This window comes from Patulibacter sp. NPDC049589 (assembly GCF_040675535.1).
GTDB lineage: Bacteria > Actinomycetota > Thermoleophilia > Solirubrobacterales > Solirubrobacteraceae > Patulibacter.
In genome coordinates this window covers 1-23,989 of record NZ_JBFAPC010000086.1, presented here as the reverse complement: position 1 = coordinate 23,989, position 23,989 = coordinate 1, and the positions used below count along the sequence as shown (strand labels likewise).

The window sequence follows — 23,989 nt, the reverse complement described above, 5'->3', positions numbered from 1 at the left end:
CCGACAACGGGCCGTGCTTCAAGAGCGACGCGTTCGCGAGGTTCATCGACAGCCGCCCCGAGCTCACGCACATCCGCACCCGCCACGCCGGCGGCGGTCGTGCCGTTCGCCGCCGCGCCGGGAGGCCCGTCGCCCACCTCGATCCGTCCGCCGTAGGCCGTCCACTGCTCGGTCATGCCGCTCACCCCTCCACGAGGTACTGGTGGACCAGCGAGACCGACATCGACCCCTCGCCGACGGCGCTCGCGACCCGCTTGATCGACCGGGCGCGCACGTCGCCGGCCACGAAGACGCCGGGGACCGTGGTCTCCAGCAGGTACGGCTCCCGCGGGAGCGCCCAGCCCGCGGTCTGGGCGTCGGATCCCGCCAGGATGAAGCCCCGCTCGTCGCGGGCGACGACGCCGTCGAGCCAGTCGGTCCGCGGCTGCGCGCCGATGAAGACGAAGCACGCGTCGACGTCCATCGTCTCCTCGAGCACCGCCGGCTCGGTCGCGACGCCGCCGCCCGCGGGGCCGGTCGTCGCCTTCGGCGTCATCCGCACCGTCAGCCGCGCGAGGTGCCCGTCCTCGCCCTCCGCCGAGACGACCGACGTACAGGTGCGGACCTCGACGTTGGGCAGGGCCGCGAGCTGCTCGATCAGGTAGTGCGACATCGACCGCTCGAGGTCGGGGCCGCGCACGAGCATCGTGACCTTCCGCGCGTAGCCGGAGAAGTACACGGCGGCCTGACCGGCGGAGTTGGCGCCGCCGATGACGACCACGTGCTGGTCGGAGCACGCACGCGCCTCGGTCAGCGCGGCGCCGTAGTAGATGCCCGCGCCGGTGTGCTCGGCGAAGCCCGGGGCCTCGAGCTGGCGGTACGACACGCCGGAGGCGACGACGACGCAGGTGGCCGACAGCGACGCGCCGCTGCCGAGGTCGACGAAGCGGCCGGCGCCCTCGACGCGGAGCTTGACCGCGTCGGACACCGTCAGCAGCTCGGCCCCCAGGCGCCGTGCCTGGTCGGTGCCGCGGCGCGCCAGGTCGGACCCGGAGAGCCCGGCGGGGAAGCCCAGGTAGTTCTCGATCCGCGACGACTGGCCGGCCTGCCCGCCCGGCGCCTCACGCTCGACGAGCACGGTCTTCAGGCCCTCCGACGCGCCGTAGACCGCGGCCGCCAGCCCGGCGGGCCCGCCGCCGACGATGACCAGGTCGTAGTGCTCCTGGGTCGGGGTGCTCGACACGCCGAGCCGCTCGGCGAGCTCGAGGATCGTCGGCTTCTCCATCACGCCGCCGTCCTCCAGGAGCGCGACCGGCAGGCAGTCCTGGCCGACGCCGATGACGGACAGCAGCTCGCGGGCCTCGCCGTCGCGCTCGACGTCGAGCCAGCGGGCCGGGACGCGGTTGCGGGCCAGGAAGTCGCGCAGGTCGTGCGACGCCTTGGAGTAGCGGTGGCCGATGACGCGCACGCCGCCGGCGTCGAGCGCCGCGCCGGACTCCCACGTCGTCAGCAGATCCTCGACGACCGGGAAGAGCTGCTCCTCCGGCGGGTCCCACGGCTTCAGCAGGTAGTAGTCCAGCGCGACCTCGTTGATCGCGGAGATCGCGGCCTCGGTGTCCGCGTAGGCGGTGAGCAGCACGCGCTTGGCGTCGGGGACGAGCTTGCGGGCCTCGACGAGGTACTCGGTGCCGGACATCCCCGGCATCCGCTGGTCGGCGACGAGCAGGGCGACCTGGTCGCCGCGGGTGCGCAGCTCGCGCAGCAGGCCGAGCGCCTCGGGGCCGGAGCCCGCGCGGACGATGCGGAAGCGCTCGCCGAAGCCCCGGCGCAGGTCGCGCGAGACCGCGGCCAGGACGGCCGGCTCGTCGTCGACGACGACGATCGCGGGGCGGCGGGGCGGAGAGGACGGGGTGCTCATCGGGCGGTGGTGCTCGTCTCGTGGGGGTGGTGGGACGTGGGGTGCGGGGCGGACGGGCCGGGTGGCCGGCCGCCGGCGGGGCGGCGCGGGGCGGGCGAGCCGGGTGGCCGGCCGCCGGCGGGTCGGCGCGGCGGCGGCGCGGCAGGCCCGGACGTCCGGCGCACGGCCCGCCCGGCGCGATCGGCGAGCCGGCTCATGTCGGCCCGAACCGCTCGGTGTGGACGTGGCCGGGATCGTGGCCGCGGGCGACGAGGAGCTCGGCCGCGGTCTCGACGAACGGCGTCGGCCCGCAGACGAAGACCAGCGCGTCCGGGTCGTGCGCGCGGCCGGCGGGCGCGGTGCCCGAGGACCCGGGCGGGCCGGCGGGCTCGAACGCCTCGAGCATCGCCGCGTCGATCCGGCCGGAGAAGCCGTCCCAGTCCGGCGGCGCGGCGCGGGTGAAGGTCCAGCGGACGTCGAGCGACGCGGTGCCGGGGCCTGCGGCGGACGGACCGGAGAGCCCGAGCAGCTCGCGCCGGAAGATCGCGTCCCTGGGGGCGCGCACGGAGTGCAGCAGGCGCGCCGGGACCTCGGACCCGCGGGCGGCGCGGTGGCGGAGCATCGCCATCAGCGGCACGATCCCGGAGCCGCCCGCGAGCAGCAGCAGCGGTCCGCCGTCGTCGACCGACCACGTGAACGGCCCGCCGATCGGGCCGCGCAGCTCGAGCTGGTCGCCCGCGAGGACGTCGTCGACGAGGAACGGCGAGACCTCGCCGTCCTCCAGCCGGTCGACCGTGACCCGCAGCTCGGGGTCCTCCGGAGCCGAGGCGATCGAGTACGAGCGCTGCGCCTGGTACCCGTCCTCGGCGGTCAGGCGGAAGTCGACGTGCTGGCCGGCGCGGTGGCCGGGCCAGCCGGGCGCGTCGAGGACGAGGGTCGTGGTGCGCGGCGTCTCGCGCACGGTCTCCATCACCGTGACGAGGCGCCAGTCGACGGACGGGCGCGGGGGTGCCGCGACCGCCTCGGCCGTCTCGTGCTCGGCCGGGGTCTGCGGCCCGGGGAGCGGGGGCTGGGGGTCCGGGGCGGGGATCAGTCGCTCCAGTACCGCTGCTCGCGCCACGGGTCGCCGCGGCGGTGGTACCCGTTCTCCTCCCAGAAGCCGGGCTCCTCGGACGGCGTGAAGGTCAGGCCGCGCACCCACTTGGCGCTCTTCCAGAAGTACAGGTGTGGGACCAGGAGCCGCGCGGGGCCGCCGTGGGCGGGCTCGAGCGGCTCGCCGTCGAAGGTGTGGACGACCCACGCCTTGCCGTCGGTCAGGTCGGCCAGCGGCAGGTTCGTCGTGTAGCCGCCGTAGGAGCGGATCGTGACCCACTCCGACCGCGGCGAGATCCCGTCGAGGAGGGCGTCGACCGAGACCCCGGTCCAGCCGGTGTCGAGCTTCGTCCACGTCGTGACGCAGTGGATGTCGACGGTGAACGTCTCCTGCGGCAGCGCCATCAGGTCCTGCCACGTGAAGATCGCGTCGCGGTCGGTGCGGCCGCCGATCTCGAACGTCCACGTGGCCGTGTCGACCTTCGGCGTCGGGCCGGCCGTCAGCACGGGGAAGCCGCGCTCGTGGTGCTGCCCGGGCGGGATCCGGGACGGGTCGACGTCCGGACGGCGGCCGCGGAAGCCGCGGGTGATCGGGGTCATGGTCAGTGGTCCTCTGGTCGCGCAGCCGACCTTAGGGCGGAGGGCGCGTTCCGACAACCGTGACATGCCCGCCGTCGCGGCCCGTCGGAGCGGGAACGCTCCGCCCGGACGCGCCGCGGCACCGCCATCGGGACATCGACCGTCCCGCCGCCCCATCCCCCCGGCGCATCGGGACCCCACCGGGCGCCGACTACCCTCGGAGGGGTGCGACTGGACCCTCGACCATCAGCCGACCCGACCCCGCCGCAGCGCACCGCGTGGGCGCGCAACCTCGCCGCCCCGGTCCGCGGGTTCCTGCAGGCGGAGACCGGCGGCGCCGTCGTCCTCGTCCTCGCCGCCATCGCCGCGCTGATCTGGGCGAACTCCCCGTGGCCGGACTCCTACGAGCACGTCTGGGAGACCGACCTCTCGATCACGCTGGGCGACCACGCGCTGCACACCGACCTGCGCGGCTGGGTCAACGAGGGCCTGATGGCGCTGTTCTTCCTCGTCGTCGGGCTCGAGGCCAAGCGCGAGCTCGACCAGGGCGAGCTGCGCGAGCGGGCCCGCCTGACCATCCCGGTGATGGCCGCGGTCGGGGGCATGGCCTGCACCGTCGGCATCTACTTCCTCTTCAACGCCGGCGGCCCGGGCCAGGAGGGCTGGGGCGCGGCGATGTCGACCGACACCGCCCTGGCGCTCGGCGCGCTGGCGATCGTCACCCCGGCGGCCGCCGTCCGCGTGCGGGTCTTCCTGCTGACGATGGTCGTCGTCGACGACCTCGTCGCGCTCGCGGTGATCGGCATCTTCTACTCCGAGGACGTCTCCCTCGTCGCCCTCGGGATCGCGATCCTCCTCTTCGCGATCCTGATCGCGCTGCGCTACGTGCCGCGCGGCCGGACGCCGCTGGTCGTCGGCGTCGGGATCGGCATGTGGCTCGCGATGTTCCAGTCCGGCGTCGACCCCGTGATCTCGGGCCTCGCCATCGGCCTGGTGACGACGTCCTACCCGCCCAACCGCGACGACCTCGAGCGCGCGACGGAGCTGACCCGGTCCTTCCGCGAGCAGCCGACCGTCGAGCTCGCGACCGCGGCCCAGCGCAAGATCGCCGGCGCGATCTCGCCGAACGAGCGGCTCCAGCACAGCCTGCACCCGTGGACGACCTACGTGATCGTGCCGCTGTTCGCGCTCGCCAACGCGGGCATCGCGATCGACGGGGACGTCCTCTCCGCCGCGGCGGGCTCCTCGATCACGCTCGGCATCTTCCTGGGCTACGTCGTCGGCAAGCCGATCGGCATCGTCGGGGCGTCCTTCCTGGCCAGCCGCAAGGTCCTCGGCGGCACCCGGCCCGCGGTCACGTGGCCGATCCTCACCGGCGCCGGCGCGGCGGCCGGCGTCGGCTTCACGCTGTCGCTGCTGATCGCGACGCTCGCCTTCCACGACGGCGAGCTGCTGGACCAGGCGAAGATCGGCATCCTCGCGTCGGCGATCGTCTCGCCGGTCACCGCGTGGGTCGCGTTCGCGATCACGCGCCGCCTGCCGGCCCAGATGCGCGCGCGGCAGCTGGGCAACGTCGCCGAGACCCTGATCGACCTCGCCGACGACGTCGACCCGGCCCGCGACCACGTCCGCGGCGACCCGGACGCGATCGTCACGGTCGTCGAGTACGCGGACTTCGAGTGCCCGTTCTGCGGCCGCGCGGAGCCGACGATCCGCGAGCTGATGGCCAACGCCGGCGCCGACCACCTGCGCTACGTCTTCCGCCACCTGCCGCTGGCGGACGTCCACCCGCACGCGCAGATGGCCGCCGAGGCGTCGGAGGCCGCGGCCGCCCAGGGTGCGTTCTGGGAGATGCACGACCGCCTCTACGAGCACCAGGAGCAGCTCACGCCGAAGGACCTGATCGGGCACGCCCGGGAGCTCGGCCTCGACGTCGAGCGCTTCACGAGCGATCTGCGCGAGCGCCGGTACCTCAAGCGCATCGAGCGCGACGTCGACAGCGCGGACGAGAGCGGCGTGTCCGGCACCCCGTCGTTCTTCATCAACGGCCGCCGGCACCACGGCGTCTACGACATCGAGGCCCTGCGCGCGGCGGTCCGCACGGCGAAGACGCGGGCGAAGTCGCAGCGGCTGGTCGCGGGGGACTGAGGGGCGGGAGGGTCGGAGGCGGCCCGGAAGTTGGGCGGGCGCTCCGGGGTCGTGGGGCGACTCCCGGGTCGTGGGGCAGCTCCGCGGCCGGAGGGCGGCTCCCGGGTCGTGGGGCGGCTCCGCGGTCGGAGGGCGGCTCCCGGGTCGGAGGGCGGCTCCGCGGCCGGAGGGCGGTTCTGGCGGGTCGGGGCGGCAGCGGGGCGGGCGTCGGCCATCGAGAGTGCGCTGCTCCTTCCTGGAGGAGGCGCAGCGCACTCTCGACCACGGGGGCGGCCTCGTGTGGACGCCCCGCCACGCTCGGCGGACGAGCGCCCACGCCCGACGACGAACCGCGAAGACGAACCGGCGACCGCCCGGCGCACCGCGCACCCGCCAGCAGGCCCGCCCGGCACCCATCCGCCGAACCACCCCGGGAACGACTCGGGCCCTCGACCGTCGTCGAGGGCCCGAACCAGTGGGGAACGCGATGCGTTCCGTCGTACCTCGGCGCGCGCGGGCGCTCAGCGGGGGCCGAACCGTACAACCAGCGGCGTCTGCAGCAACCGCTACCGACAACTACGTACACGCCGAGACGGTGGATGCAACATCTCCGCGATCCGACCCCCCGATCGTCGGGACAGCCAACGCCCTATTGACCACTCGGTCATCAGTCGTCATTATTGACTGCATGGTCAATACCACCCACGCGGGGCCGCAGGTCGCCCCCGACCTCGGCGCCGCGGCGCAGGTGATCCGGCTCTACGTCGCCGTCACCGCCGCAACGATCGTCGCCCTGGCGGTCCTGTCCTCCGCGTCGCCGCGGCTGGCCACCGACGACGCGTGGGGCCACGCCGCGATCGTCGCCGCGTTCGCCGTGCTGCTGCCGCTGCGGCTGCGCGCCGCCCGCCACGGCAGCAGGCGGGCCCTGCGCGCGCTCGCCGTCATCGCCGTCGTGCTGCTGGTGGTCAACGTCGTGGAGGCCGCGCTCCCCGGCACGTTCCCGGACTGGATGCGGGTCGAGATGGTCGCCGTCGCCGCCCTGATGACGCTCCTGGCCGTCGTCGTCCGCCGCGGCCGGCCCGCCTGATGGCGCTCCCGGTCGTCGTCCGCCGCGGCCGGCCCGCCTGATGGCGCTCCCGGTCGTCGTCCGCCCCGGCCGGCCCGCCTGATGGCCGCGGCTCGCGGCGAGGACGCCCTCTCCGACCCGGACGCCCCCGGCGAGGCCCGGCCGGCCACCCCGGGCGGCCCGGCGGCCGCCCCGCGCCGGCGCCTGGGCGAGGACGTGCGGCGCGCGCAGATCATCCGGGCGACCATCCTCGTCGTGGCCGAGGGCGGCTTCGACGGGGCGTCCGCGAACGCGATCGCGGCGCGGGCGGGAGTCTCGAAGGGCCTGCTCTGGCGGTACTTCGCCGACAAGCACGACCTGATGCGCCAGGCCGTGATCGGCACGGTCGAGGCCCTGCGCGACGCGATCGCCGCCGAGCTGGACCTCACCGCCCCGGTGCCCGACGTGATCCGGGCCGCGATCCGACGGGCCGCGGCGCTCAGCGGGACGCACCGCGAGGAGCTGCGGGCGGTGAACCAGATCATCCACAGCCTGCGGACCGCCGACGGCTCGCCCGCCTTCGACCTCGGCGACTACGAGGGCACCTACCTGGCGCAGGAGACGCTCTTCCGGCGCGGTCAGGAGGAGGGCTCCCTGCGCCCGTTCGACACCCGGGTCATGGCCGTCACCTACCAGGGGGCGATCGACGCGATGCTCGCCTACGTCGACAGCCATCCGCAGGTCGACGTGGGCGCCTACGCGGACGCGCTCGCCGACGTCCTGCTCGCCGGCATGGCGCGGTAGCCGGTGCCCGGGCCCGCCGCGCCCGGCGCGCCCGGCGGCTGAGCGGCACTCGTGCGCCAGCCCGGCCGCGGGCGCCCGGCACCGCGTGCCGCGTGGGACGCCGGGCCAGCGTCCCCGCCGGACGCGGCCGGCCCCCGCGCCCCCGGATACGGTTGCGTCGTGCGCGTGCCCGACTCCGTGCTTCGGCGCCTCCTCGTCCGTCACGGCGCCGATCTCGTCGTCCCGTGGTGGGAGACCCTCCCCGAGCGCATCGCGTCGCTGGCCGAGCGGTGGGGCGTCACGACGATCGAGCCGATCGACCGCGGCAACACCGCGGTGCTCCTCCGGACCGATCGGGGCGTCCTCAAGCTGACCCCGGACGAGCGCCGGAGCGGCGAGGAGGCCGCCGCCCTGCGGCTCTACGCGCCGACCGACCGGTGCGTCCGGCTGCTCGACGAGGTGCCCGGCGCCCTCCGACTCGAGGCGCTCCGCCCCGTCGACCGGCCGATCACCACGGGGGAGGCCGGGCGGCTGGTCGGCGCGCTCCACGCGATCGAGGCACCCGCGGGGACGCCGACGCTCGCCTCCCGGATCGACCGCATCTTCGACCACGCGACCCGCCGCGGGACCGCCTGGGCGCATCGGCGGGACCAGGCTCTCGCGCTCGCGCGCCGCCGCGGTCCCGCGGTCCTCCTGCACGGCGATCTCCACCCCGGCAACCTGTTGCTCGCCGACCGCGGGCTCGTCGTCATCGACCCCACGCCGTTCGTCGGCGACCCCGCGTGGGACCTCGCCGACCTCAGCCGGATCTGCACGGGCGACGTCGACGACCTCGTCGGGCCGACCCGGGCGTCCTCGGAGGACGTCCGGGCGTGGGCCCGCGTCTTCGCGGCCGACCCCGGGACGTAGGACCGCCCCCTCACCACGCCCGGCGGTACAGCTCCTCGATCTCCTCCGCCGCGGGCACCACCGGGTTGCGGTCGGGGCTGCCGGACGCCAGGGCGTCGGCGGCCATCTTCGGCAAGGCGGCGTCGAAGGTCGCGCGGTCGACACCGGGCAGGTCGCGCAGCCGCGGGACCTCGAGGCGGCGGTTGAGGTCCTCCAGGCCGCGTAGGAGGGCCTGGCCGGCCGCGTCGGTGTCGTCCTCCCCGTACGCCAGCCCCAGCGCCCGGGCGACCCCGGCGTAGCGGTCCGGCGCGCCCGGCAGCGAGAACGCGGTGACCGCCGGCAGCAGCACCGCGTTGGAGAGCCCGTGCGGGACGTGGAAGACGGCGCCGAGCGGGCGGCTCATCCCGTGGACCAGGCAGACCGAGGCGTTGGCGAACGCGGCCCCGCCCTCGTAGGCCGCGCGGGCCATCCCGGCGCGGGCCTCGAGGTCGTCGCCGTCGCGCCACGCGGCCTCGAGGTGCAGGCCGCAGCGCTGGACGCAGGCGATCGCCAGCGGATCGGTCTCGTCGGTCGCCTTGGCCGAGACGTAGGCCTCGATGCCGTGGGTCAGCGTGTCGACCCCGACGTGCGCGGTCAGCGGCCGCGGCATCGTGGCGCTGAGCTCGACGTCGACGAGCGCGACGGTCGGGCACAGCCGGTCGTCCAGCAGCATCATCTTCGTGTCCGTCGACGTGTCGGTGATGACGACGACGCGCGTCGCCTCGCTGCCCGTCCCCGCCGTCGTCGGGATCGCGATCACCGGCAGGCCGGCGCCCTGCAGCTGCTGGTAGCCCATGTACTGCCGCAACGGACCGGGGTTGCCGCCGCGCACGGCGATCGTCTTCGCCGCGTCCAGGACGCTGCCGCCGCCGACCGCGACGACGACGTCGGCCTCGTGCGACACCAGCGCGGCGCGGCCCTCGTCGACCGCGGCGTCGGTCGGGTCGGGCTCGACGCCGTCGAAGATCGCGACCGCGAGGCCGGCCGCCCCGAGCACCCCCGCGATCTCGGCCGCGACGCCGCTGCGGGCGATGAAGTCGTCGGTCACGAGCAGCGCGCGCGAGCGCCCCAGCGCCGCGGCCTCGTCGCCGGCGCGCCGGCGCGCCCCCGGCTCGATCCACGTCGTCGCGGGCAGCACGAGGGGCATGGCGCGACGCTACCGCGCCGTCGCCCGCGCCGTCTTCCCCGCCTTCCCGCGGTCGTCGCGGCCGCTGATCCGCACCGTGATCGCCCCGCGGCGCGGCAGGCCCGTCAGCGTCAGCCGCGCCGGCTTCGTGATCTTCAGGATCCGGCGACCGTCGGGCAGGTCGACGCGGACGGCGTAGCGCCGCGCCCCGTCCGCCCGCTTCCACGTCACCCGCAGCGAGTGCCGGCCGCGCTTGAGGCGCACGCCGCGGACGCGCCCCGGCCGGCCGGTGGCGGGCGCCCGGTAGCTCGCGACGGTCGTCCGCAGCTCGGGGATCCCGCCGCGCTCGACGATCGCCTCGATCCGCCGCTTCCCGGCCTTCCCCGGCGCCGGGGAGAACTTCAGCGTCCCCTTCGCGCCCTTGGCGACGCCGAGCTTGCGCGAGCCCGCCGGGCCGGTCTCCACGAACGTCGTCCGCAGGTCGTTCCCGGCGGTGACGCGGTAGCTCAGGGTCCGCTTGCGGGCCTTCCCGCCGACCTTCGCGGTGACGCGCGGCGGCGGCACCGCGTGGGCCTGGAGGACGCGCGCGATCGCCGGCTGCCCGTCGAGCGGCACGACCTGCCAGACGCCGGCCTCCGGGTCCTGCAGGCCGACGAACGAGCGCTTGCCGCCCTCCGGGTAGGCGGCGACGGCCTTCGCGCCCTTCGCCTTCGGGTCGGTCGTCGGCTCGATCCGCGCGCCGGACGGCGAGACGAGCGCCACCCGGGTCTGGGCGCCGCCGACGCCCTCGACGCGGAGGTTCTCGACGGTCGTCCCCTTCGGGATCGCCACGGCGGCCCCGCCCGGCGGGACGGCGCGGGTCGTGGCGGTCCCCCCGCCCCCCGGCGTCACGGCGCGCGTGGTGGCCGTCCTCCCGTCCCCGGACGTCGCGGCGCGGGCGGTGGCCGTCGTCCCCGACGACGACGCGCGCCCGCCGGCGCCGTCCGCGGCCGTGGCCCCGCCGGCGTCCGCCGCGCCCCCGCTCCCCCCGCCGTCCGGCGCGACCGGCACCACGCGCCCCGCCCCCGGCGGCGGCTCCACGCGGTACCGGGACATGTGGCAGGACAGCAGGTCGATGTCGACGTCGGTGATCGCGTCGCCCCAGCGGTAGCCCGCGCCGTGGTCGACGAGGTCGGTCACGCAGACCCCGAGCCCCTTGCTGGAGATCACGGCCTCGGCGCCGAAGACGCAGAGGCCCGCGATGCAGCCGGAGCCCTTGACGTCGGCCGAGAACGTGCGGCTGGGGACGTCGACGAAGAGGTTCACCCCGGCCTTCAGCGACACGCCGATCAGGTTGATGTCGATCCCGCCGTCGAGCCTCAGGAAGCCGTCGGTGTTCAGCAGGAAGTTCACGTTCGCGATCTGGAACGTGTAGAGCAGCCCCTGGCCGTGGAGCTCGAAGACCACCGGGTCGGAGAACGTGACCTTCAGCTGCCCGTTGATCCGGAACACGTAGTTGCCGGGGTCGAGGTTGAGGATCCCGACCGACGCGTTGACGCCGATCTTCACCGGGTCGATCCCGAAGGTACCGCCGACGCTGGCCAGGTACGCCGGCCACGGTCCGAGCGCGATCCCCGGCGGCGGCGGGTCGACCGTGATCGACCCCTCCTTGAAGTCGCCGCCCTGGAAGACGACCCGACCCTTGATCTTCAGGCCGCCCGGCTGGGGCGGTACGCCGAGCTGCGCCTCGCCGACCCAGCGGTCGCCCGCCGCCGTGTAGTCGACGTTCAGGTTCTCGATCAGGAGCGGCCCGACGAACGCGCGCTGGACGCCGATGTGGAGCGTGTCGAGCTTCAGGCCGCCGGCGTTCGTCGCACGCAGGACAGCGGACCCGCGGATGCCGCCGAACGCCTTGGGCAGCTCGAGGTTCAGGGGGATGCAGGCCGCGTCGTCGGTCAGGAAGATCTGCACGCCGCCCTTGATCGGGAAGCCGAGCAGGTCGACGTTCCCGGACAGGTCCGCCAGCCGCTTGCCCTTGCACGGCGACGACGGGTCGTCCTTCAGGAGGTCCTGCGTCTCGAGCTTCAGGTCGATGTGCAGCTCGCCCTTGTAGAGCGTGATCGAGGGGATCCCCGGCGCGTTGGCGACGATCCGGACGGTGCCGGTCGTGTTGATCGTCTTGGCCTTCGTGTCGAAGACGATCTTCACGCCGGCGGACGGCACGATGTCCAGGCCGTTGAGCCGGACGGTGCCCTCGGAGACCTTGAGGTTCCGGGACGTCGAGCCGAGCAGGCAGCCCTCGGACGCCTGGATGTCGACGTCCCCGAACGAGAGCTTCTGGCAGGTGTCGACGACGTCGGGGCCCGGCGCGGCGCCGGGCTCGCCGCCCAGGCCGACCTTGCCGGTCGGCGACGTCGTGCCGAAGATCGAGGCCATGATCGGCCCCTCGACGCCGGGCGTCGGGCCCTGCTGCGCGATCGCGAACCCGCCGCCGTCGGCCGCGCTCGCGATGTCGGTGCCGAGGATCCGCGTCCCCTCGGCGGGGTGCTGGAGGACCTGGTCGGCGGAGAACGTGCGCCCGTCGGCGGCGCTGCGCCGGATCAGGCGCTCGCCGTCCGCCTCGGTGGTGACCCAGCTGGCCTGCAGGCGCCCGGCGGCGTCCTCGAAGAGGTCGCGGCCCGACGCGTTCTCCGTCCCCGGCAGCGGCACCGGTGTGCCGGGCGCGCCTCCGGGCGCGATCGGGCGGACCGCGTAGCGGCGGTCACCGCCGGCCGGGGGGCGGGTCATCAGGAAGAGGCCCTTCGGCCCGCCGACCAGCCGCGGGTCGTCGCCGGGCAGCGTCGACTCCGACCACGCCCCGGGGTCGGAGATCTCGCCCTGGCCGGACCACTGCCGCAGGTGGACGGTGCTCTTCAGGTCGCCCGTGGCCATCATCACCGCGTCGCCGACGGGCGCCAGGCTCGTGGAGACGCCGTCGTCGCCGAGGTCCGCCTGGCGGGTCTCGTAGCGGGCGCCGCTGAGCTCCTGGAAGAACGGCCCGCCGGTCTGCGTGTCGGAGATCAGCCCGATCCGCGGGGAGCCCACCGGCCCGAAGACCGTCGGCTCGCCGGTGTCCTCGTTGGTGCCCGCCAGGACGCCGGGCGAGAACGTGTCGCCGCCGTCGTTGGACACGAACAGCCACGTGTTGCGCTCCTCGATCTCCCCGTTCGGCGCGAGCACCGGGTTGGGGTAGCGGTGCGTGACGATCGCGATCTGGTCGCCCACGGCGAGGATCCGCGGGGTGCCGATCTCGGAGTTGTAGAGCGGGCTCTGGCGCCCGTCGCCGGGGCCGTCGGGCACGAGCGTCTGCTGCACGTCGCAGGTCTTCGCGCCGCGCTTGAGCCGGCAGTAGTGCACGGCGTCGGCGTCGTCCCCGCGCCGCTCGTTCCAGATCACGTGCGCCGTACCGGCCGCGTCGACCAGCACCTGCGGGTGCTCGCCGGCGCCGAGCTGCACGGGCGCCGGGGTCGGGGCTGGCAGGGTCGTCGGGGCGACGCGCGTGCCCTTGTAGCCGGGGCTGCGGTAGACCGCGGCGCCCGCGGGGACGGCGGACGCGAGGACCGCCAGGAGCGTCAGGAGCGTCAGGACGAGGACGGCGGCCGCTGATCGGCCGCGCGACGCACCGGCCCCCGGGACCGGAGCGGTTGGTCGGGGACGATGCATCGGCGCGACGGTAGACCCGCGCCCGCGGATCGTCAATCGATTGGCGCGTCGGGAGGTCCCGTTCCGGTCCCGTCCGGCGCCGGGAGTCCCGGTCGGCCGTCGTCGCGGGGCGGCGGCGTGGGCACCCTCACGCGCTGCCCGGCGGGGAGGAGGTCACCGGCAACTTCTCCCCCACCTGCAGGCGCTTCCCGGCGGCGAGGTGCCGTTCATCGGGCCCGAGCGGGGCGACGCGCGGCTCCTCGACCCGACCGTCCCGCTGGACCCGGCGGGGACCGTCTCGCCGTCGACGCAGCGCCCCGACACGCTCTCGTGGGCCCGCTGCGGCGGCAGCGCCGCGGTCCTCCCGAGCACCAGCCGCTCGATCTTCCTCGGCGGCTACGGTTCGGGGCTGAACGTCGCGCCCGACGGCCACGTGGCGCGCCGCACGGCGACGCTGCGGGTCAGGCCTCGGCGAGCGTCCGCTTGACGATCGACACCTGGTCGAACAGCGCGGCGCGCATCGCCGCGGTGTGCGGCACGCGGCCCTTGCCGGCCATGTGCCGCAGCATCGCGGTCACGCTGATGACCATCCGCTCGGGCAGCAGCCAGTCGCGGTAGGCGCCGAACCCGTCGGAGCGGACGATCTCCAGCGTCGCCTGCCGGGCGGAGTGGCCGAAGCGGTGCTGCATCAGCACGGCCTCCTCCAGCCACGTCCAGTAGTCGCGCATCGCCCGCACCCCGTCGGGGCCGCAGACCGGTCCGTGCCCGGGGACGATCGTGTCCGCGTCGAGCTCGAGCAGCAGGTCGAGCGCCGCGATCCAGTTGGAGACCGGGCCGGCCCACATGACGGGGGTCACGCCGACGAAAAGGATGTCCGCCGCGAAGACGACGCCCGCGTCGGGCACGTGGACCACGAGGTCGCCCAGCGTGTGCGCGGGGCCGACGGTGCGGAGCTCGAGCGCGCGGCCCCCGACGTGCTCGGTGGAGCGGCCCTCGTACGTCTCCTCGGGCAGCCGCAGCTGCACGCCCTTGAAGTCGAACGGCCCCAGCATCGACCGGACGTAGCGGCCCATCTCGCCGGACCGGCCGGGCACCTTCCCGGAGATCCCCGCCAGGCGCCGCAGGCGGGCGAGCTCCTTCGGCGGCGCCTCCTCCTTCATCGCCGCGAGGCTCTCCTTCGAGGTGACGATCGTCGTGCTCTCCGGGAGCTCCGCGTTGCCCCACCAGTGGTCCCCGTCGGAGTGCGTGTTGACCGCCAGCCGGACGGGCGCGCCGTCCGTGTGCTCCGCCATCGCGCCGAGCATCCCGCGGGCCAGCCGCTGGTCCCACGGGGTGTCGATCACCGCCGACGCGCCGTCGCCGACGACGAGCCCGGCGTTGGACTCGCCCCACCCGCCGTCCGGCTGGATCCACGCGAAGACGCCGGACCCCAGGGGCCGGAGCCCGCCGTCGAAGGCCGCCGCCGCGCCGGAGAGGGAGGTGCTCATCGGGCGTACGCTATCCGTGACGAGCGTCCCGGTCCGGCGCCCCCGCCACGGACGCCCGCCGGCGCCCCGCCGAGGACGCGAGAAGCAGCCCGCATCGGCTCGCCGCCCGTCCCCGAAAGGGGATCCGTCTTGCACTCCCGCCGATTTGTGCCATGCTCTTGCCGTCAGTGCTGGGCCATCCGGTCCGGCGAAGCAGTGCCAGCGTTCGCAGTCGTTGCATCAGCACCCTCCGCGCCGTTGCACAACACAACACCCCACGGAGGGACATCACATGGCCACAGGCACCGTTAAGTGGTTCAACGAGGAGAAGGGCTTCGGGTTCATTACGCCCGACGAGGCCGGCAAGGATCTCTTCGTCCACCACTCGGCCATCAACGGCACGGGCTTCAAGACCCTTGCTGAGGGCGCGAAGGTCTCCTTCGACGCCGAGACGGGCCCGAAGGGCCCCAACGCCACGAACGTCGACGTCATCTAAGACACCCCGACTTTCGCGGCCCCGGCGTTTCAGCCGGGATCGCAAGCAGTGAACGGAAGGCCCGCCATCGGCGGGCCTTCCGCGTTCTCCGGGGCGACTGCGGGCACCCCGCGCCGGGTACCGTCGCCCGATGGCCCGCTCGATCGCCGCCTCGGCCCTCTCCCGCCTCGGACGCACCCCCGACGCCGACGCCGGCCCCCACGACGCGCCGGAGCCCCCGCTCGCGCTGCCGCCGGGCAGGATCTTGCACGTTCCCGGCCGCGGCGAGTTCTTCGTCCGCGACACCGGCGAGCCCGACCGCCCCGCCGTCCTGCTGCTCCACGGCTGGATGTTCGCGTCGGACCTCAACTGGTACACGACCTACGACCCCCTGCACGACGCCGGCCATCGCGTCATCGCGTTGGACCACCGCGGGCACGGGCGCGGCCTGCGCTCCCCCGACCCGTTCCGGCTCCAGGACTGCGCGGACGACGCCGCCGCCGTCCTGCGCGAGCTCGACGCCGCCCCGGCGCTGGTCGTCGGCTACTCGCTGGGCGGCGCCGTCGCGCAGCTCGTCGCGCGCGACCACGCCGACGTGACGTCCGGGATCGTCCTCTGCGCGACCGCGAACGAGTGGTCCGAGCCGAAGCTGCGCGTGCTCTGGAGCGCGATGACCGCCCTCCGGCTCGCGCTCAGCCTGTCCCCCGAGGCGATCTGGCGCCGCGTCACGACCCTGATGGGTGACGACGGCGCCGTCGCCCCGACCTGGCAGGCCGGCGAGCTCGCGCGCGGATCGGCCGTTGCGCTCGCCGAGGCGGGCCGCGAGCTCGGCCGCTTCGACTCCCGCCCGTGGAACGGCGCGCTGAGCGTCCCGTCCGCCGTGGTCGTCACCCGCGACGACACCTCGGTCCCCCCGGCCAAGCAGCGCGCCCTGGCCGCGAGCCTCGGCGGCGTCCCGACGTTCGAGGCCCCGGGCACCCACGGCGCGGTGACGATGCTGCCGCAGACGTTCAACCCGGAGCTCCTGCGCGCGATCGCCGCGGTGCAGGCCGCGGGGCGGTCGGCGGCCGTGCCGGCCTGAGGCCCGGCCCGCTCAGCCCGTCGTCACGCCCGACTGCCCGGCGTCGCCGGCGAGCTCGCGCGCGACGGCCTCCGCCAGGATCACCGCGCGGGCGATCGTGTCGTAGTCCAGGTTCTCCGGGACGTCCGTCGGCAGGTGGTAGTTCGGCATCGCCTTGGCGCGGTCGAACGAGACCAGGCAGGCGGTCGGGTAGCCCGCGCGGGACGGGACCACCGCGTCGGTGCTCGAGCGCGCGCGCATCCCGCGGCGGACGGGCACGCCCTCGCGCCAGGAGACCCGCTCGATCAGGTCGCGGAAGGACCGCCAGTGGTAGTCCTCCATCACGATCGGTCCCTCGCCCTCGATCGAGACGAGCTCCGGCGAGCCGATGGTGTCGAGGTTGAGGAACCACGTCTGCTCGCGATCCAGCCGCGGGAACCACGACTCGGCGAACGAGTAGATCCCGCCCTGGATGACCTCCTCGGCGCCGCAGGACACGAGCAGCACCCGCACGCCCACGCCGTCGCCCGCGGCCTCGGCGTCGCGCAGCCGCTCGGCGAGCCCGACGAGCGCCGCGACGGCGGAGAGGTTGTCGTTGGCGCCCGGGACGATCGGGGAGCGCGCGATGTCGGCCATCGCGGCGACGCTGCCGGCGCTCATCGCCGCGCCGAACAGCCCGAGCTTCCGGCGGCGCAGCTTCGCGCCCAGCGCCGCCAGCGCCGGGCCGCCGACGACGGGCCACCAGACCGGCACGGCGGTGTCGACCCGCTCGAACAGGCCCGGGATCTTGTCCTGCGCCAGACGCTGGACGGTCTGGTCGAAGATCGCGCCGCCCGGGGCGGCGTCGTGGTGGGCCATCACGACGAGCGTGCGCTCGGCGTTGCGGTCGCCGGCCTCGGCGACGACGTTCCACGTCGGCTTAGGCTTGCGCGTCGCGCGGCGGGCGACGCGCGGGCCGTTGGAGACGTCGTCCACGATCGCGGCGGCCGCCAGGGCCCCGGCGGCGATCGCCAGGCGGCGGCCCGGCCGCGTCTGGCCGAGCACGCCGGCGGCCACGCCGACCGCGGCCAGCGCGCCGATCATCGGCGCGTAGCCGTCGAGGAACGTCGCGTCCTCCACGTGCGCGGGCGCGCCCGCGCGGGTGAGCCGCTCGGCGATCCAGTCCGCCGCGCGGTGCTCGTCCGTCGACCCGGCGCGACGGTCCCACGGCGCCAGCGTCTCGACGACGTCGCGCAGGACGGTGCGGTCGACCTCGCCCGCCGCGCTCACGACGCGACCCCCTGCGCCGCCAGCAGGAGCTCCCGCTCGTCGGGGTCCAACGGGCGCGAGCCGCGGCGCTCGCGGTCCCAGCCGACCATGACCGTCGAGCCCTCCGCGGCGACGAGGTCGTCGTCGCCCACGACGACTCGGGTGCCGAGCCGCACGCTCGACCGGCCGACGTGCGAGACCCACGCCTCGGCGTGGACCGCGACGTCGCTCATCCGGACCTCGTGACGGTGGTCGAGCTCCACGCGGGCGAGCACGTAGCGGATCTCCCCCTCGCCCAGGAGATCGAACAGGACCTTGGCGCGAGCCTCCTCCAGGAACACGTGGTACATCGACTGGTTGAGGTGCCCGAGCGTGTCCATGTCGCGGTGTCGCAGCGGGATGGTCACGCGCGTCACGTGGCCGCGATCGGTCGTCATCAACGCGACGCTAGCGGTCGCGGAGGCGGGCCGGGGTGACGGCCGACCTGCCCGTCGGCACGGCGAGGTGCGCTACCGTCGCTGCGGACCCGTGGACGTCGCCCGTCCCCGCAGCGCTGCGCGCGCCCCCGCCCCCACCCGCTCCGGCGGGCCGGGGACGCCGGACCCCACGGACCGCTTCCTTCGATGAGCACGCCGTCCGACCTCCGCCCGCCGAGCCCCGGCACCACGTTCGCGCTGCGCTTCCTGCTGGCCGGGATCGTCGTCCTGATCATCGCCGGCGCCGTCGTCGCCGCGACGATCCAACACGAGGCCACGACGCTCGTCTCCGCCCTTCCACCGGAGACCAAGGCGTCGAAGGAGGCCAAGGGCGTCCTCGACGACGTGCAGGCCGGCAAGCCCCAGACGATGCTGCTCGTCGGCGACGACGCGCGCATCGGCGAGGAGAGCGGTCAGCGCTCCGACACGATGATCCTCGTGCGCCTCGACGAGGACGCGAAGGTCACGTCGATGCTGTCGCTGCCGCGCGACCTGATCGTCGCCGGCGGCTCGTCCGCGCGGCTGAACGCGTCGAACGTCGGCAAGGGCCCGGCCGGCCTGATCGTCCAGCTCAAGCGGATCCTCTCCACGCCGCAGGAGCCGTTCGAGATCAACCACTACGTCTCGATCCGCTTCTCGGCGTTCTCGGCGGCGGTCAAGGCGTTCGGCTGCTTCTACGTCGACGTCGACCGCAAGTACTACAACGACAACAACCCGCCGGCGGGCGGCGGCAACGAGCCGTACGCCGCGATCGACGTCCCCGCCGGCTACCAGCGGCTCTGCGGCGAGGACTCGCTGAGCTACGTCCGCTTCCGCCACCTCGACAACGACGTCGTCCGCGAGGCCCGCCAGGCGCACTACCTCGCCGAGGCCCGGGCACAGATCGCCGCGTCGAAGCTGATCACCGAGGGCACGAAGCTCGCCAAGACGATCCTCGGCTTCGTCGACACCGACATCCGCAAGGCGCGCGGCCTGCTCGGCGTCGTCAAGCTCGGCCTGAACGTCGTCGGCAAGCCGACCAAGCGGATCACCCTGGACACGACGGACACGAAGGAGGGCGCGCTGCAGACGACGCCCGCGGACCTCGCGACCGCCGCGCGCCGCTTCCTGCACCCCGGGTCGACGCCGAAGTCCAAGCCGTCGCAGGACGACGCGAAGCCCACCCGCACGGCGAGCGGCAAGCGCAAGAAGAAGGCCGCGCCGAAGATCCCCGCGACGCTGACGGCCAACGCGTCGGCGGCCGCGGTGTCGATCCGCAACAGCGGCATCGCCAAGAACTTCACCGCCGCCCCGATCTACCTCCCGAAGCTCGTCCAGAACGGCGCGGTCTACAAGGACGACTACTCCCGCGGCTACGACATCGCCTCGGCCAACGGGCGCTCCTTCCCGTGGCAGGGCTACCGCCTCGTCGTCGCGGTCGACGGCGCGCGCGGCGGCATCGGCCAGTACTACGGCATCCAGGGGACGTCCTGGAAGAAGCCGCCGGTCCTGGAGCTCGCCACGGACGAGGTCACCCTCGCCGGCCGCAAGTGGCGCATCGAGTACGACGGGGCCCGCATCCGGCGACTGATCTGGTCGACGCCGAACGGCACGTACTGGATCAACAACAGCCTGAAGAACAGCCTGACGAACAACGAGATGCGCGCGATCGCCCGCAGCCTCGTGCCGTACCGCGCGTCGTCCGGGCAGTAGTCCGCAACGCCCGCGCGGGCGGCGTCCTGCATGCGGCGCCGAGCGCCCGCCGATCGGGCATCCTTCTCGGCCGTGCGGCGTGCGGTCCCCCTGCTCCTCGCGCTCCTGGTGGGCGCGGTCCTCTCCGGCTGCGGAGGCGGCGTCGCGGGCGTCACCGCGTCCTCGGGCGACGACGACGACGCCCCGACCGTCGCCCGGACGCCCATGCAGGCCGTCAACGGCCCGCCGGTCGTCGCGCCCCTCGCCGTCCCGCTGAAGCTCCAGGCCGCCAGGGACGGCAGCGCCCCGGGCTTCGTCTCGCCGCTGCGCAAGGAGCCGCGCGCCGGCCTCGTCGCCGACCTCGACTCCGGCAAGGTCCTGTGGTCGAAGGCCGCGACGAGGTCCCTGCCGATCGCCAGCGTCACGAAGCTCATGACCGCCCTGGTGGTCAACGGCCACAGCAAGCCGACCGAGCGGGTGCGGATCTCGCGCGCCGCCGTCGCCGCTCAGGGCTCGCGCGTCGGCCTGCTGCCGCTCTACAAGAACGTCCAGCTCGAGACGATGCTCTACGGCCTGCTGCTGCCGTCCGGCAACGACGCCGCCGTCGCGCTCGCCGAGCACGTCGGGGGCAGCGTCCAGGACTTCGTGACGATGATGAACTCGCAGGCCGACGCGCTCGGGCTGCACTGCACCACCTTCGACTCCCCGAGCGGGTTCGAGGAGACCCTGCGCCAGCGCGACGCCAAGAACCGCTCGTGCGCCGTGGACCTCGCCGTGCTCGCCCGCGCGGTCCTCGACCAGCCGCGCCTGGCGAAGATCGTCGCCACCAACCAGGCGATCCGGCCGTTCCCGATCAAGGGCCGCAAGCTCTTCCTGCAGAACCACAACCCGCTGCTCAAGGACCACTACCCGGGCACGCTGGGCCTGAAGACGGGCTACACCGACGCGGCGGGAAAGACGTTCGTCGGCGCCGCGACCCGCGGCGGCCACCGGCTGGTCGTCGTGCTGCTGAACACGCCGGACATCGGCCGCCAGGCCGAGGCGCTGCTGGACCGCGGCTTCCGGGCGCTGGGCGTGAGCAACGCGGCACGCTGAGGAGGCCGCGCTGCGGACCGCCTCCACGGTCGGGGCGCGGGGTCCGCGGCCGGGAGCCACCCGGCCGCCCCTGATCGTGCACCCTGCAACCATCGGTGGGTGCCGCCCGCCGTCCCGGACCCGTCTCCCGCGCCCGCCGAACGGATGGACCGCCGGCTGGTCGTCCTGCTCGCGGTCACGTGCGGCGTCGCGGTCACGAACCTCTACGTCGCGCAGCCGCTGCTCGACACGATCGCCGCCGCGTTCCACGTCAGCTCGTCGACGGCCGGGCTCCTCGTGACGGCCAGCCAGGTCGGCTACGTCTTCGGCCTGGCGTTCCTCGTCCCGCTCGGCGACCTGCTCGAGCGGCGGCGCATGATCGTCGCGCTGCTCGTGATCGCGGCGATCGGCCAGATCGGCAGCACCGTCGCGCCCGGACTCGCCGTCCTCGCCGCCGCCCTCGTCGTCGTGGGCGTCGCGACCGCCGTCGCCCAGGTCGTCGTCCCGCTGGCCTCGTCGCTGGCGGGCGAGGAGGAGCGCGGCCGGATCGTCGGCACCGTCATGAGCGGCCTGCTCGTCGGCATCCTGCTGGCGCGGACGCTCAGCGGCCTGATCGCCGAGGTCGGGGGCTGGCGCCTGGTCTTCGCCGTCGCCTCGGGGGCCATGCTCCTGCTCGCCGCGGTCCTCTGGCGCTTCCTGCCCGACGCGCCGCCGCCCGTCGCGACCGAGGGTCCGGCGCGGGCGCGCTACGGCGCGCTCCTGCGGTCCGTCGTGACGCTCGTGGGCGAGGAGGCCGAGCTGCGGCGCCGCATGTGGCTCGGCGCGATCGGCATGGCGGTCTTCAGCGTCCTGTGGACCTCGATCGCCTTCCTCCTCTCGCGCGAGCCGTTCGGCTACGGCGACGGCGCGATCGGCCTGTTCGGCCTCGCCGGCCTGGCGGGCGCCGCGATGGCCCCGGTCGCCGGGCGGCTGAGCGACGCCGGCCACGGCCGGCACGCGACCACCGGCTCCCTCGTCGCCCTCGCCGTCTCGTGGGTGCTGCTCGAGCTCGGCGGCACCTCGGTCGTCCTGCTCGTCGTCGGGATCATCGTCATGGACTTCGCCGTCCAGGGCCTCCAGATCACCAACCAGAGCACGATCTACGCCCTGCGCCCCGACGCCCGCAGCCGGATCACGACGGCCTACATGGTCGCCTACTTCCTCGGCGGCGTCGCGGGCTCCACCGCGTCCTCGATCGTCTGGGGCGCCGGCGGCTGGGACGCGGTCTGCGCGCTGGGCGGCGGCATCTCCCTGGTCGGCCTGCTCTCGTGGATCTGGTTCGCCTGGTCGGCGGGCCGGGCGCGGGAACGGGGCGGGGCGGCGGCGACGGGGGACTGAGGGGAGGAGGGATCCGGGCTCGGGTGGGTCGAGGGCGCGGGGGGCGCGGGCGATCACGCCCGGGTACGTTGAGGGCGGGGCGCATCCGGGGCGGCGGGGGCCGAGGTCGATTGCGGACACCGTGTGGCCGACGATCGACCGACCCCGTCGGGCGAGTGGCGGCGCGGCGCGGTCGATGACGGACACCCCGTGGCCGACGATCGACCGACCCCCGGCGACCAAGCGCCCGCGTGACGGCGGCACGGTCGATCGCGGACACCACGTGGCCGACGCTCGACCGACCCCCCGACGACCAAGCGCCGACGTGGCGGCGGCGCGGTCAATGACGGACACCCCCTGGCCGACGATCGACCGACCCCCCGACGACCAAGCGCCGACGTGGCGGCGGCGCGGTCAATGACGGACACCCGACGATCGACCGACCCCCCGACGACCAAGCGCCGACGTGGCGGCGGCGCGGTCAATGACGGACGCCCGACGATCGACCGACCCCCTCAGTCGAGTGGCGAGGGGGCGCGGCGCGGTCGATCACGGACACCCTGTGGCCGACGGTCGACCGACCCCCGACGACCGCCCCGACGCAGCCGCGGCACGGTCGATGACCGACACCCCCCTGGCCGACGATCGACCGACCCCTACCGGCCGGCCCCGCGGTCTCCCTCAGGCGCCCAGCGCCAGCAGGCTCCGGGCCGTGTCGGCGAGCGTCCGGAGCGTCGGCTCGCTGAAGCCGGTGCGCCGCGCGACCTCCCGGATCGGCAGTCGGACCGGGCGGTCCCGGGTCGTCGTGGACGTCATGGGGGCCGTACGCGAAACCTCAAGCGCTTGAAGTCAAGGGCGGCCCGCGGATCGGCCCGAGCACGACGACGCCAGCTCCCGGATCGCCTTAACTTGCAATTCGGATCGGCTTTCCTGCTTTACTGTTCGTGACCCCCTTATGCGCACCGCTCAGCTCGCCCCCGTCACGACCGTGGACCGCCGCGGGGACGCGCGGGCGGACCGGGCCGGATCGGCGTCGGCGGACGGGCACGCGCTGGGGGACGGGCACGCGTCGGTGGGTGGGCCCGCCGAGCCCCTGCCCGACGGTCACCCGCTCCTGCCGCTCGCCGCGTTCGGCCTCGGCGACGTCCGGCTCGTCCCGGTCCTCGGGCAGCCCCGCGGCGTGACGAGCGTGGTGGCACTGATCGGCGACCCGCTGTCCTCGATCGCGCCGCTCGTCCGCCTGCACCGCGGGCGGCCGCGGGCCGCGGCGCCGGGCGCCGGCATCGCGCCGGCTCGATCGGGCGCACCGGGCGCCCGTATCGCGCCGGATCGGTCGGGCGCGGACGTCCCACCGACCCTGACCGACGGCCCCCAGGGCGACGGGGCCCAGCGCGACGGGGCCCGTTCGCTCGGCCGGAGCGGCAACACCGGGGCGGACGACCTGCAGCTGGTCCGCGCGTTCCGCCGGCTGCGCGAGGACGGCGCCGGCATCCTCGTCTACCACCGCGTGGACGACGCCCTCTCCCGCCCGCACCCCGACGACGCGGCGCCCGCCGATCGCGCCCTCGGCGTCCCGGACCGCTCACCGGGACTCGACGCCCTGGCCGCGACCATCGCCTCGCTCGGCCTGCACCCGGTCCGCCTCCTCGTCCCGGCGTCGCCGGACCCCGACGGCCTCGACCCCCGCGACGTCGGCCTGCCGGTGATCCGCAGCACCACGTTCGGCCCGGGCGGCGGCCCGCTGCGGCCACGCGCGCTGGTCTGGTGACGGCGTCCCGGGGCGGCCCCCCCGCCCCGGGCCGCCCGCGGGGCCCCCGCGGGCGGGGGTGCCCCCCCCCCCGCCACCCGGCCCTCCCGGGGGGGGCCGGGGGGGCCCGCCCCCCCCCCCCCCCCTCGACTCGGCGACCCTGATGGCGGTCGGGCCGCGGGCGTTCGGCGCCCGCGCGAT

Annotated in this window: 20 protein-coding genes; 11 read left to right on the top strand and 9 right to left on the bottom strand. The window is 75.0% G+C overall.

Translation table 11 applies throughout. From position 1 onward, the window contains the following. Positions 1-181 precede the first annotated feature (181 nt). The 3 genes from AB0L40_RS16325 to AB0L40_RS16315 form a co-directional block, all read right to left on the bottom strand. Complete coding sequence (locus AB0L40_RS16325; RefSeq protein WP_364356556.1) at positions 182-1,897, bottom strand: FAD-dependent oxidoreductase; 1,716 nt, start codon at positions 1,895-1,897, stop codon at positions 182-184. Between the two features lie 193 nt (positions 1,898-2,090). Further along, positions 2,091-2,846: an FAD-binding oxidoreductase gene (locus AB0L40_RS16320; RefSeq protein WP_364356559.1), complete on the bottom strand. Its 756-nt coding sequence runs from the start codon at positions 2,844-2,846 to the stop codon at positions 2,091-2,093. 119 nt (positions 2,847-2,965) lie between these two features. Then, positions 2,966-3,568 carry a sulfite oxidase-like oxidoreductase gene (locus AB0L40_RS16315; protein ID WP_364356553.1) on the bottom strand — a complete coding sequence of 201 codons (603 nt, stop codon included), beginning with the start codon at positions 3,566-3,568 and terminating at the stop codon, positions 2,966-2,968. A 204-nt stretch (positions 3,569-3,772) separates the two neighbouring features. On the opposite strand from AB0L40_RS16315, the gene nhaA reads away from it, so the two are divergent. The 4 genes from nhaA (at position 3,773) to AB0L40_RS16295 (ending at position 8,411) form a co-directional block, all read left to right on the top strand. Further along, complete coding sequence (gene nhaA / locus AB0L40_RS16310) at positions 3,773-5,695, top strand: Na+/H+ antiporter NhaA (protein WP_364356550.1); 1,923 nt, start codon at positions 3,773-3,775, stop codon at positions 5,693-5,695. A gap of 667 nt (positions 5,696-6,362) precedes the next feature. Next, the gene (locus AB0L40_RS16305; RefSeq protein WP_364356547.1) at positions 6,363-6,761 is read left to right on the top strand and encodes a hypothetical protein; all 399 of its coding nucleotides are present in this window, start codon (positions 6,363-6,365) and stop codon (positions 6,759-6,761) included. 81 nt (positions 6,762-6,842) lie between these two features. Continuing rightward, entirely contained in the window at positions 6,843-7,523 is a 681-nt protein-coding gene (locus AB0L40_RS16300; RefSeq protein WP_364356544.1) for a TetR/AcrR family transcriptional regulator, read from the top strand. Positions 7,524-7,688: 165 nt separating this feature from the next. Next, positions 7,689-8,411, top strand: a complete 723-nt coding sequence (locus tag AB0L40_RS16295; RefSeq protein WP_364356541.1) for an aminoglycoside phosphotransferase family protein — start codon at positions 7,689-7,691, stop codon at positions 8,409-8,411. Between the two features lie 10 nt (positions 8,412-8,421). On the opposite strand, the gene AB0L40_RS16290 is transcribed toward AB0L40_RS16295, so the two are convergent. After that, positions 8,422-9,576, bottom strand: coding sequence for an iron-containing alcohol dehydrogenase (locus AB0L40_RS16290; RefSeq protein WP_364356538.1), 1,155 nt, complete (start codon positions 9,574-9,576; stop codon positions 8,422-8,424). A gap of 9 nt (positions 9,577-9,585) precedes the next feature. Continuing rightward, the gene (locus AB0L40_RS16285; protein WP_364356535.1) at positions 9,586-13,236 is read right to left on the bottom strand and encodes a hypothetical protein; all 3,651 of its coding nucleotides are present in this window, start codon (positions 13,234-13,236) and stop codon (positions 9,586-9,588) included. A 199-nt stretch (positions 13,237-13,435) separates the two neighbouring features. On the opposite strand from AB0L40_RS16285, the gene AB0L40_RS16280 reads away from it, so the two are divergent. Further along, on the top strand, positions 13,436-13,702 hold the full coding sequence (locus tag AB0L40_RS16280; protein ID WP_364356532.1) for a hypothetical protein: 267 nt from the start codon (positions 13,436-13,438) through the stop codon (positions 13,700-13,702). On the opposite strand, the gene AB0L40_RS16275 is transcribed toward AB0L40_RS16280, so the two are convergent. Continuing rightward, positions 13,677-14,702 carry an MBL fold metallo-hydrolase gene (locus tag AB0L40_RS16275; protein WP_364356529.1) on the bottom strand — a complete coding sequence of 342 codons (1,026 nt, stop codon included), beginning with the start codon at positions 14,700-14,702 and terminating at the stop codon, positions 13,677-13,679. The genes AB0L40_RS16280 and AB0L40_RS16275 overlap by 26 nt on opposite strands. A gap of 271 nt (positions 14,703-14,973) precedes the next feature. Here AB0L40_RS16275 and AB0L40_RS16270 point away from each other — a divergent pair, with 271 nt between their 5' ends. Further along, the gene (locus AB0L40_RS16270) at positions 14,974-15,177 is read left to right on the top strand and encodes a cold-shock protein (protein WP_026910419.1); all 204 of its coding nucleotides are present in this window, start codon (positions 14,974-14,976) and stop codon (positions 15,175-15,177) included. Positions 15,178-15,307: 130 nt separating this feature from the next. Beyond that, entirely contained in the window at positions 15,308-16,237 is a 930-nt protein-coding gene (locus AB0L40_RS16265; RefSeq protein ID WP_364356525.1) for an alpha/beta hydrolase, read from the top strand. A 12-nt stretch (positions 16,238-16,249) separates the two neighbouring features. On the opposite strand, the gene AB0L40_RS16260 is transcribed toward AB0L40_RS16265, so the two are convergent. Together AB0L40_RS16260 and AB0L40_RS16255 are read right to left on the bottom strand one after the other, a co-directional pair. Next, entirely contained in the window at positions 16,250-17,485 is a 1,236-nt protein-coding gene (locus tag AB0L40_RS16260) for a M28 family peptidase (protein ID WP_364356522.1), read from the bottom strand. Then, positions 17,482-17,901, bottom strand: a complete 420-nt coding sequence (locus AB0L40_RS16255) for a thioesterase family protein (RefSeq protein ID WP_364356519.1) — start codon at positions 17,899-17,901, stop codon at positions 17,482-17,484. Before AB0L40_RS16255 ends, AB0L40_RS16260 begins: the two co-directional genes overlap by 4 nt. A 186-nt stretch (positions 17,902-18,087) precedes the next feature. On the opposite strand from AB0L40_RS16255, the gene AB0L40_RS16250 reads away from it, so the two are divergent. From AB0L40_RS16250 to AB0L40_RS16240, 3 genes are all read left to right on the top strand, one after another. Then, the gene (locus AB0L40_RS16250) at positions 18,088-19,632 is read left to right on the top strand and encodes an LCP family protein (RefSeq protein ID WP_364356516.1); all 1,545 of its coding nucleotides are present in this window, start codon (positions 18,088-18,090) and stop codon (positions 19,630-19,632) included. Positions 19,633-19,704: 72 nt separating this feature from the next. Next, positions 19,705-20,706, top strand: coding sequence for a serine hydrolase (locus AB0L40_RS16245; protein WP_364356513.1), 1,002 nt, complete (start codon positions 19,705-19,707; stop codon positions 20,704-20,706). Between the two features lie 99 nt (positions 20,707-20,805). Then, positions 20,806-22,062: an MFS transporter gene (locus AB0L40_RS16240; RefSeq protein WP_364356510.1), complete on the top strand. Its 1,257-nt coding sequence runs from the start codon at positions 20,806-20,808 to the stop codon at positions 22,060-22,062. Positions 22,063-22,722: 660 nt separating this feature from the next. Here AB0L40_RS16240 and AB0L40_RS16235 read toward each other — a convergent pair. Further along, positions 22,723-22,857 carry a hypothetical protein gene (locus tag AB0L40_RS16235; RefSeq protein ID WP_364356507.1) on the bottom strand — a complete coding sequence of 45 codons (135 nt, stop codon included), beginning with the start codon at positions 22,855-22,857 and terminating at the stop codon, positions 22,723-22,725. Positions 22,858-22,996: 139 nt separating this feature from the next. On the opposite strand from AB0L40_RS16235, the gene AB0L40_RS16230 reads away from it, so the two are divergent. Then, entirely contained in the window at positions 22,997-23,809 is an 813-nt protein-coding gene (locus AB0L40_RS16230; RefSeq protein WP_364356504.1) for a hypothetical protein, read from the top strand. The last annotated feature ends 180 nt before the right edge of the window (positions 23,810-23,989 follow it).

What these genes read in the sequence shown, in the direction of transcription:
- AB0L40_RS16285 (WP_364356535.1), bottom strand. Translation starts at nt 13,236, where the DNA reads ATGCATCGTCCCCGACCAACCGCTCCGGTCCCGGGGGCCGGTGCGTCG.
- AB0L40_RS16255 (WP_364356519.1), bottom strand. Translation starts at nt 17,901, where the DNA reads ATGACGACCGATCGCGGCCACGTGACGCGCGTGACCATCCCGCTGCGA.
- AB0L40_RS16270 (WP_026910419.1), top strand. Translation starts at nt 14,974, where the DNA reads ATGGCCACAGGCACCGTTAAGTGGTTCAACGAGGAGAAGGGCTTCGGG.
- AB0L40_RS16300 (WP_364356544.1), top strand. Translation starts at nt 6,843, where the DNA reads ATGGCCGCGGCTCGCGGCGAGGACGCCCTCTCCGACCCGGACGCCCCC.
- AB0L40_RS16290 (WP_364356538.1), bottom strand. Translation starts at nt 9,576, where the DNA reads ATGCCCCTCGTGCTGCCCGCGACGACGTGGATCGAGCCGGGGGCGCGC.
- AB0L40_RS16325 (WP_364356556.1), bottom strand. Translation starts at nt 1,897, where the DNA reads ATGAGCACCCCGTCCTCTCCGCCCCGCCGCCCCGCGATCGTCGTCGTC.
- AB0L40_RS16315 (WP_364356553.1), bottom strand. Translation starts at nt 3,568, where the DNA reads ATGACCCCGATCACCCGCGGCTTCCGCGGCCGCCGTCCGGACGTCGAC.
- AB0L40_RS16250 (WP_364356516.1), top strand. Translation starts at nt 18,088, where the DNA reads ATGAGCACGCCGTCCGACCTCCGCCCGCCGAGCCCCGGCACCACGTTC.
- AB0L40_RS16235 (WP_364356507.1), bottom strand. Translation starts at nt 22,857, where the DNA reads ATGACGTCCACGACGACCCGGGACCGCCCGGTCCGACTGCCGATCCGG.
- AB0L40_RS16320 (WP_364356559.1), bottom strand. Translation starts at nt 2,846, where the DNA reads ATGGAGACCGTGCGCGAGACGCCGCGCACCACGACCCTCGTCCTCGAC.
- AB0L40_RS16305 (WP_364356547.1), top strand. Translation starts at nt 6,363, where the DNA reads ATGGTCAATACCACCCACGCGGGGCCGCAGGTCGCCCCCGACCTCGGC.
- AB0L40_RS16230 (WP_364356504.1), top strand. Translation starts at nt 22,997, where the DNA reads ATGCGCACCGCTCAGCTCGCCCCCGTCACGACCGTGGACCGCCGCGGG.
- AB0L40_RS16265 (WP_364356525.1), top strand. Translation starts at nt 15,308, where the DNA reads ATGGCCCGCTCGATCGCCGCCTCGGCCCTCTCCCGCCTCGGACGCACC.
- AB0L40_RS16275 (WP_364356529.1), bottom strand. Translation starts at nt 14,702, where the DNA reads ATGAGCACCTCCCTCTCCGGCGCGGCGGCGGCCTTCGACGGCGGGCTC.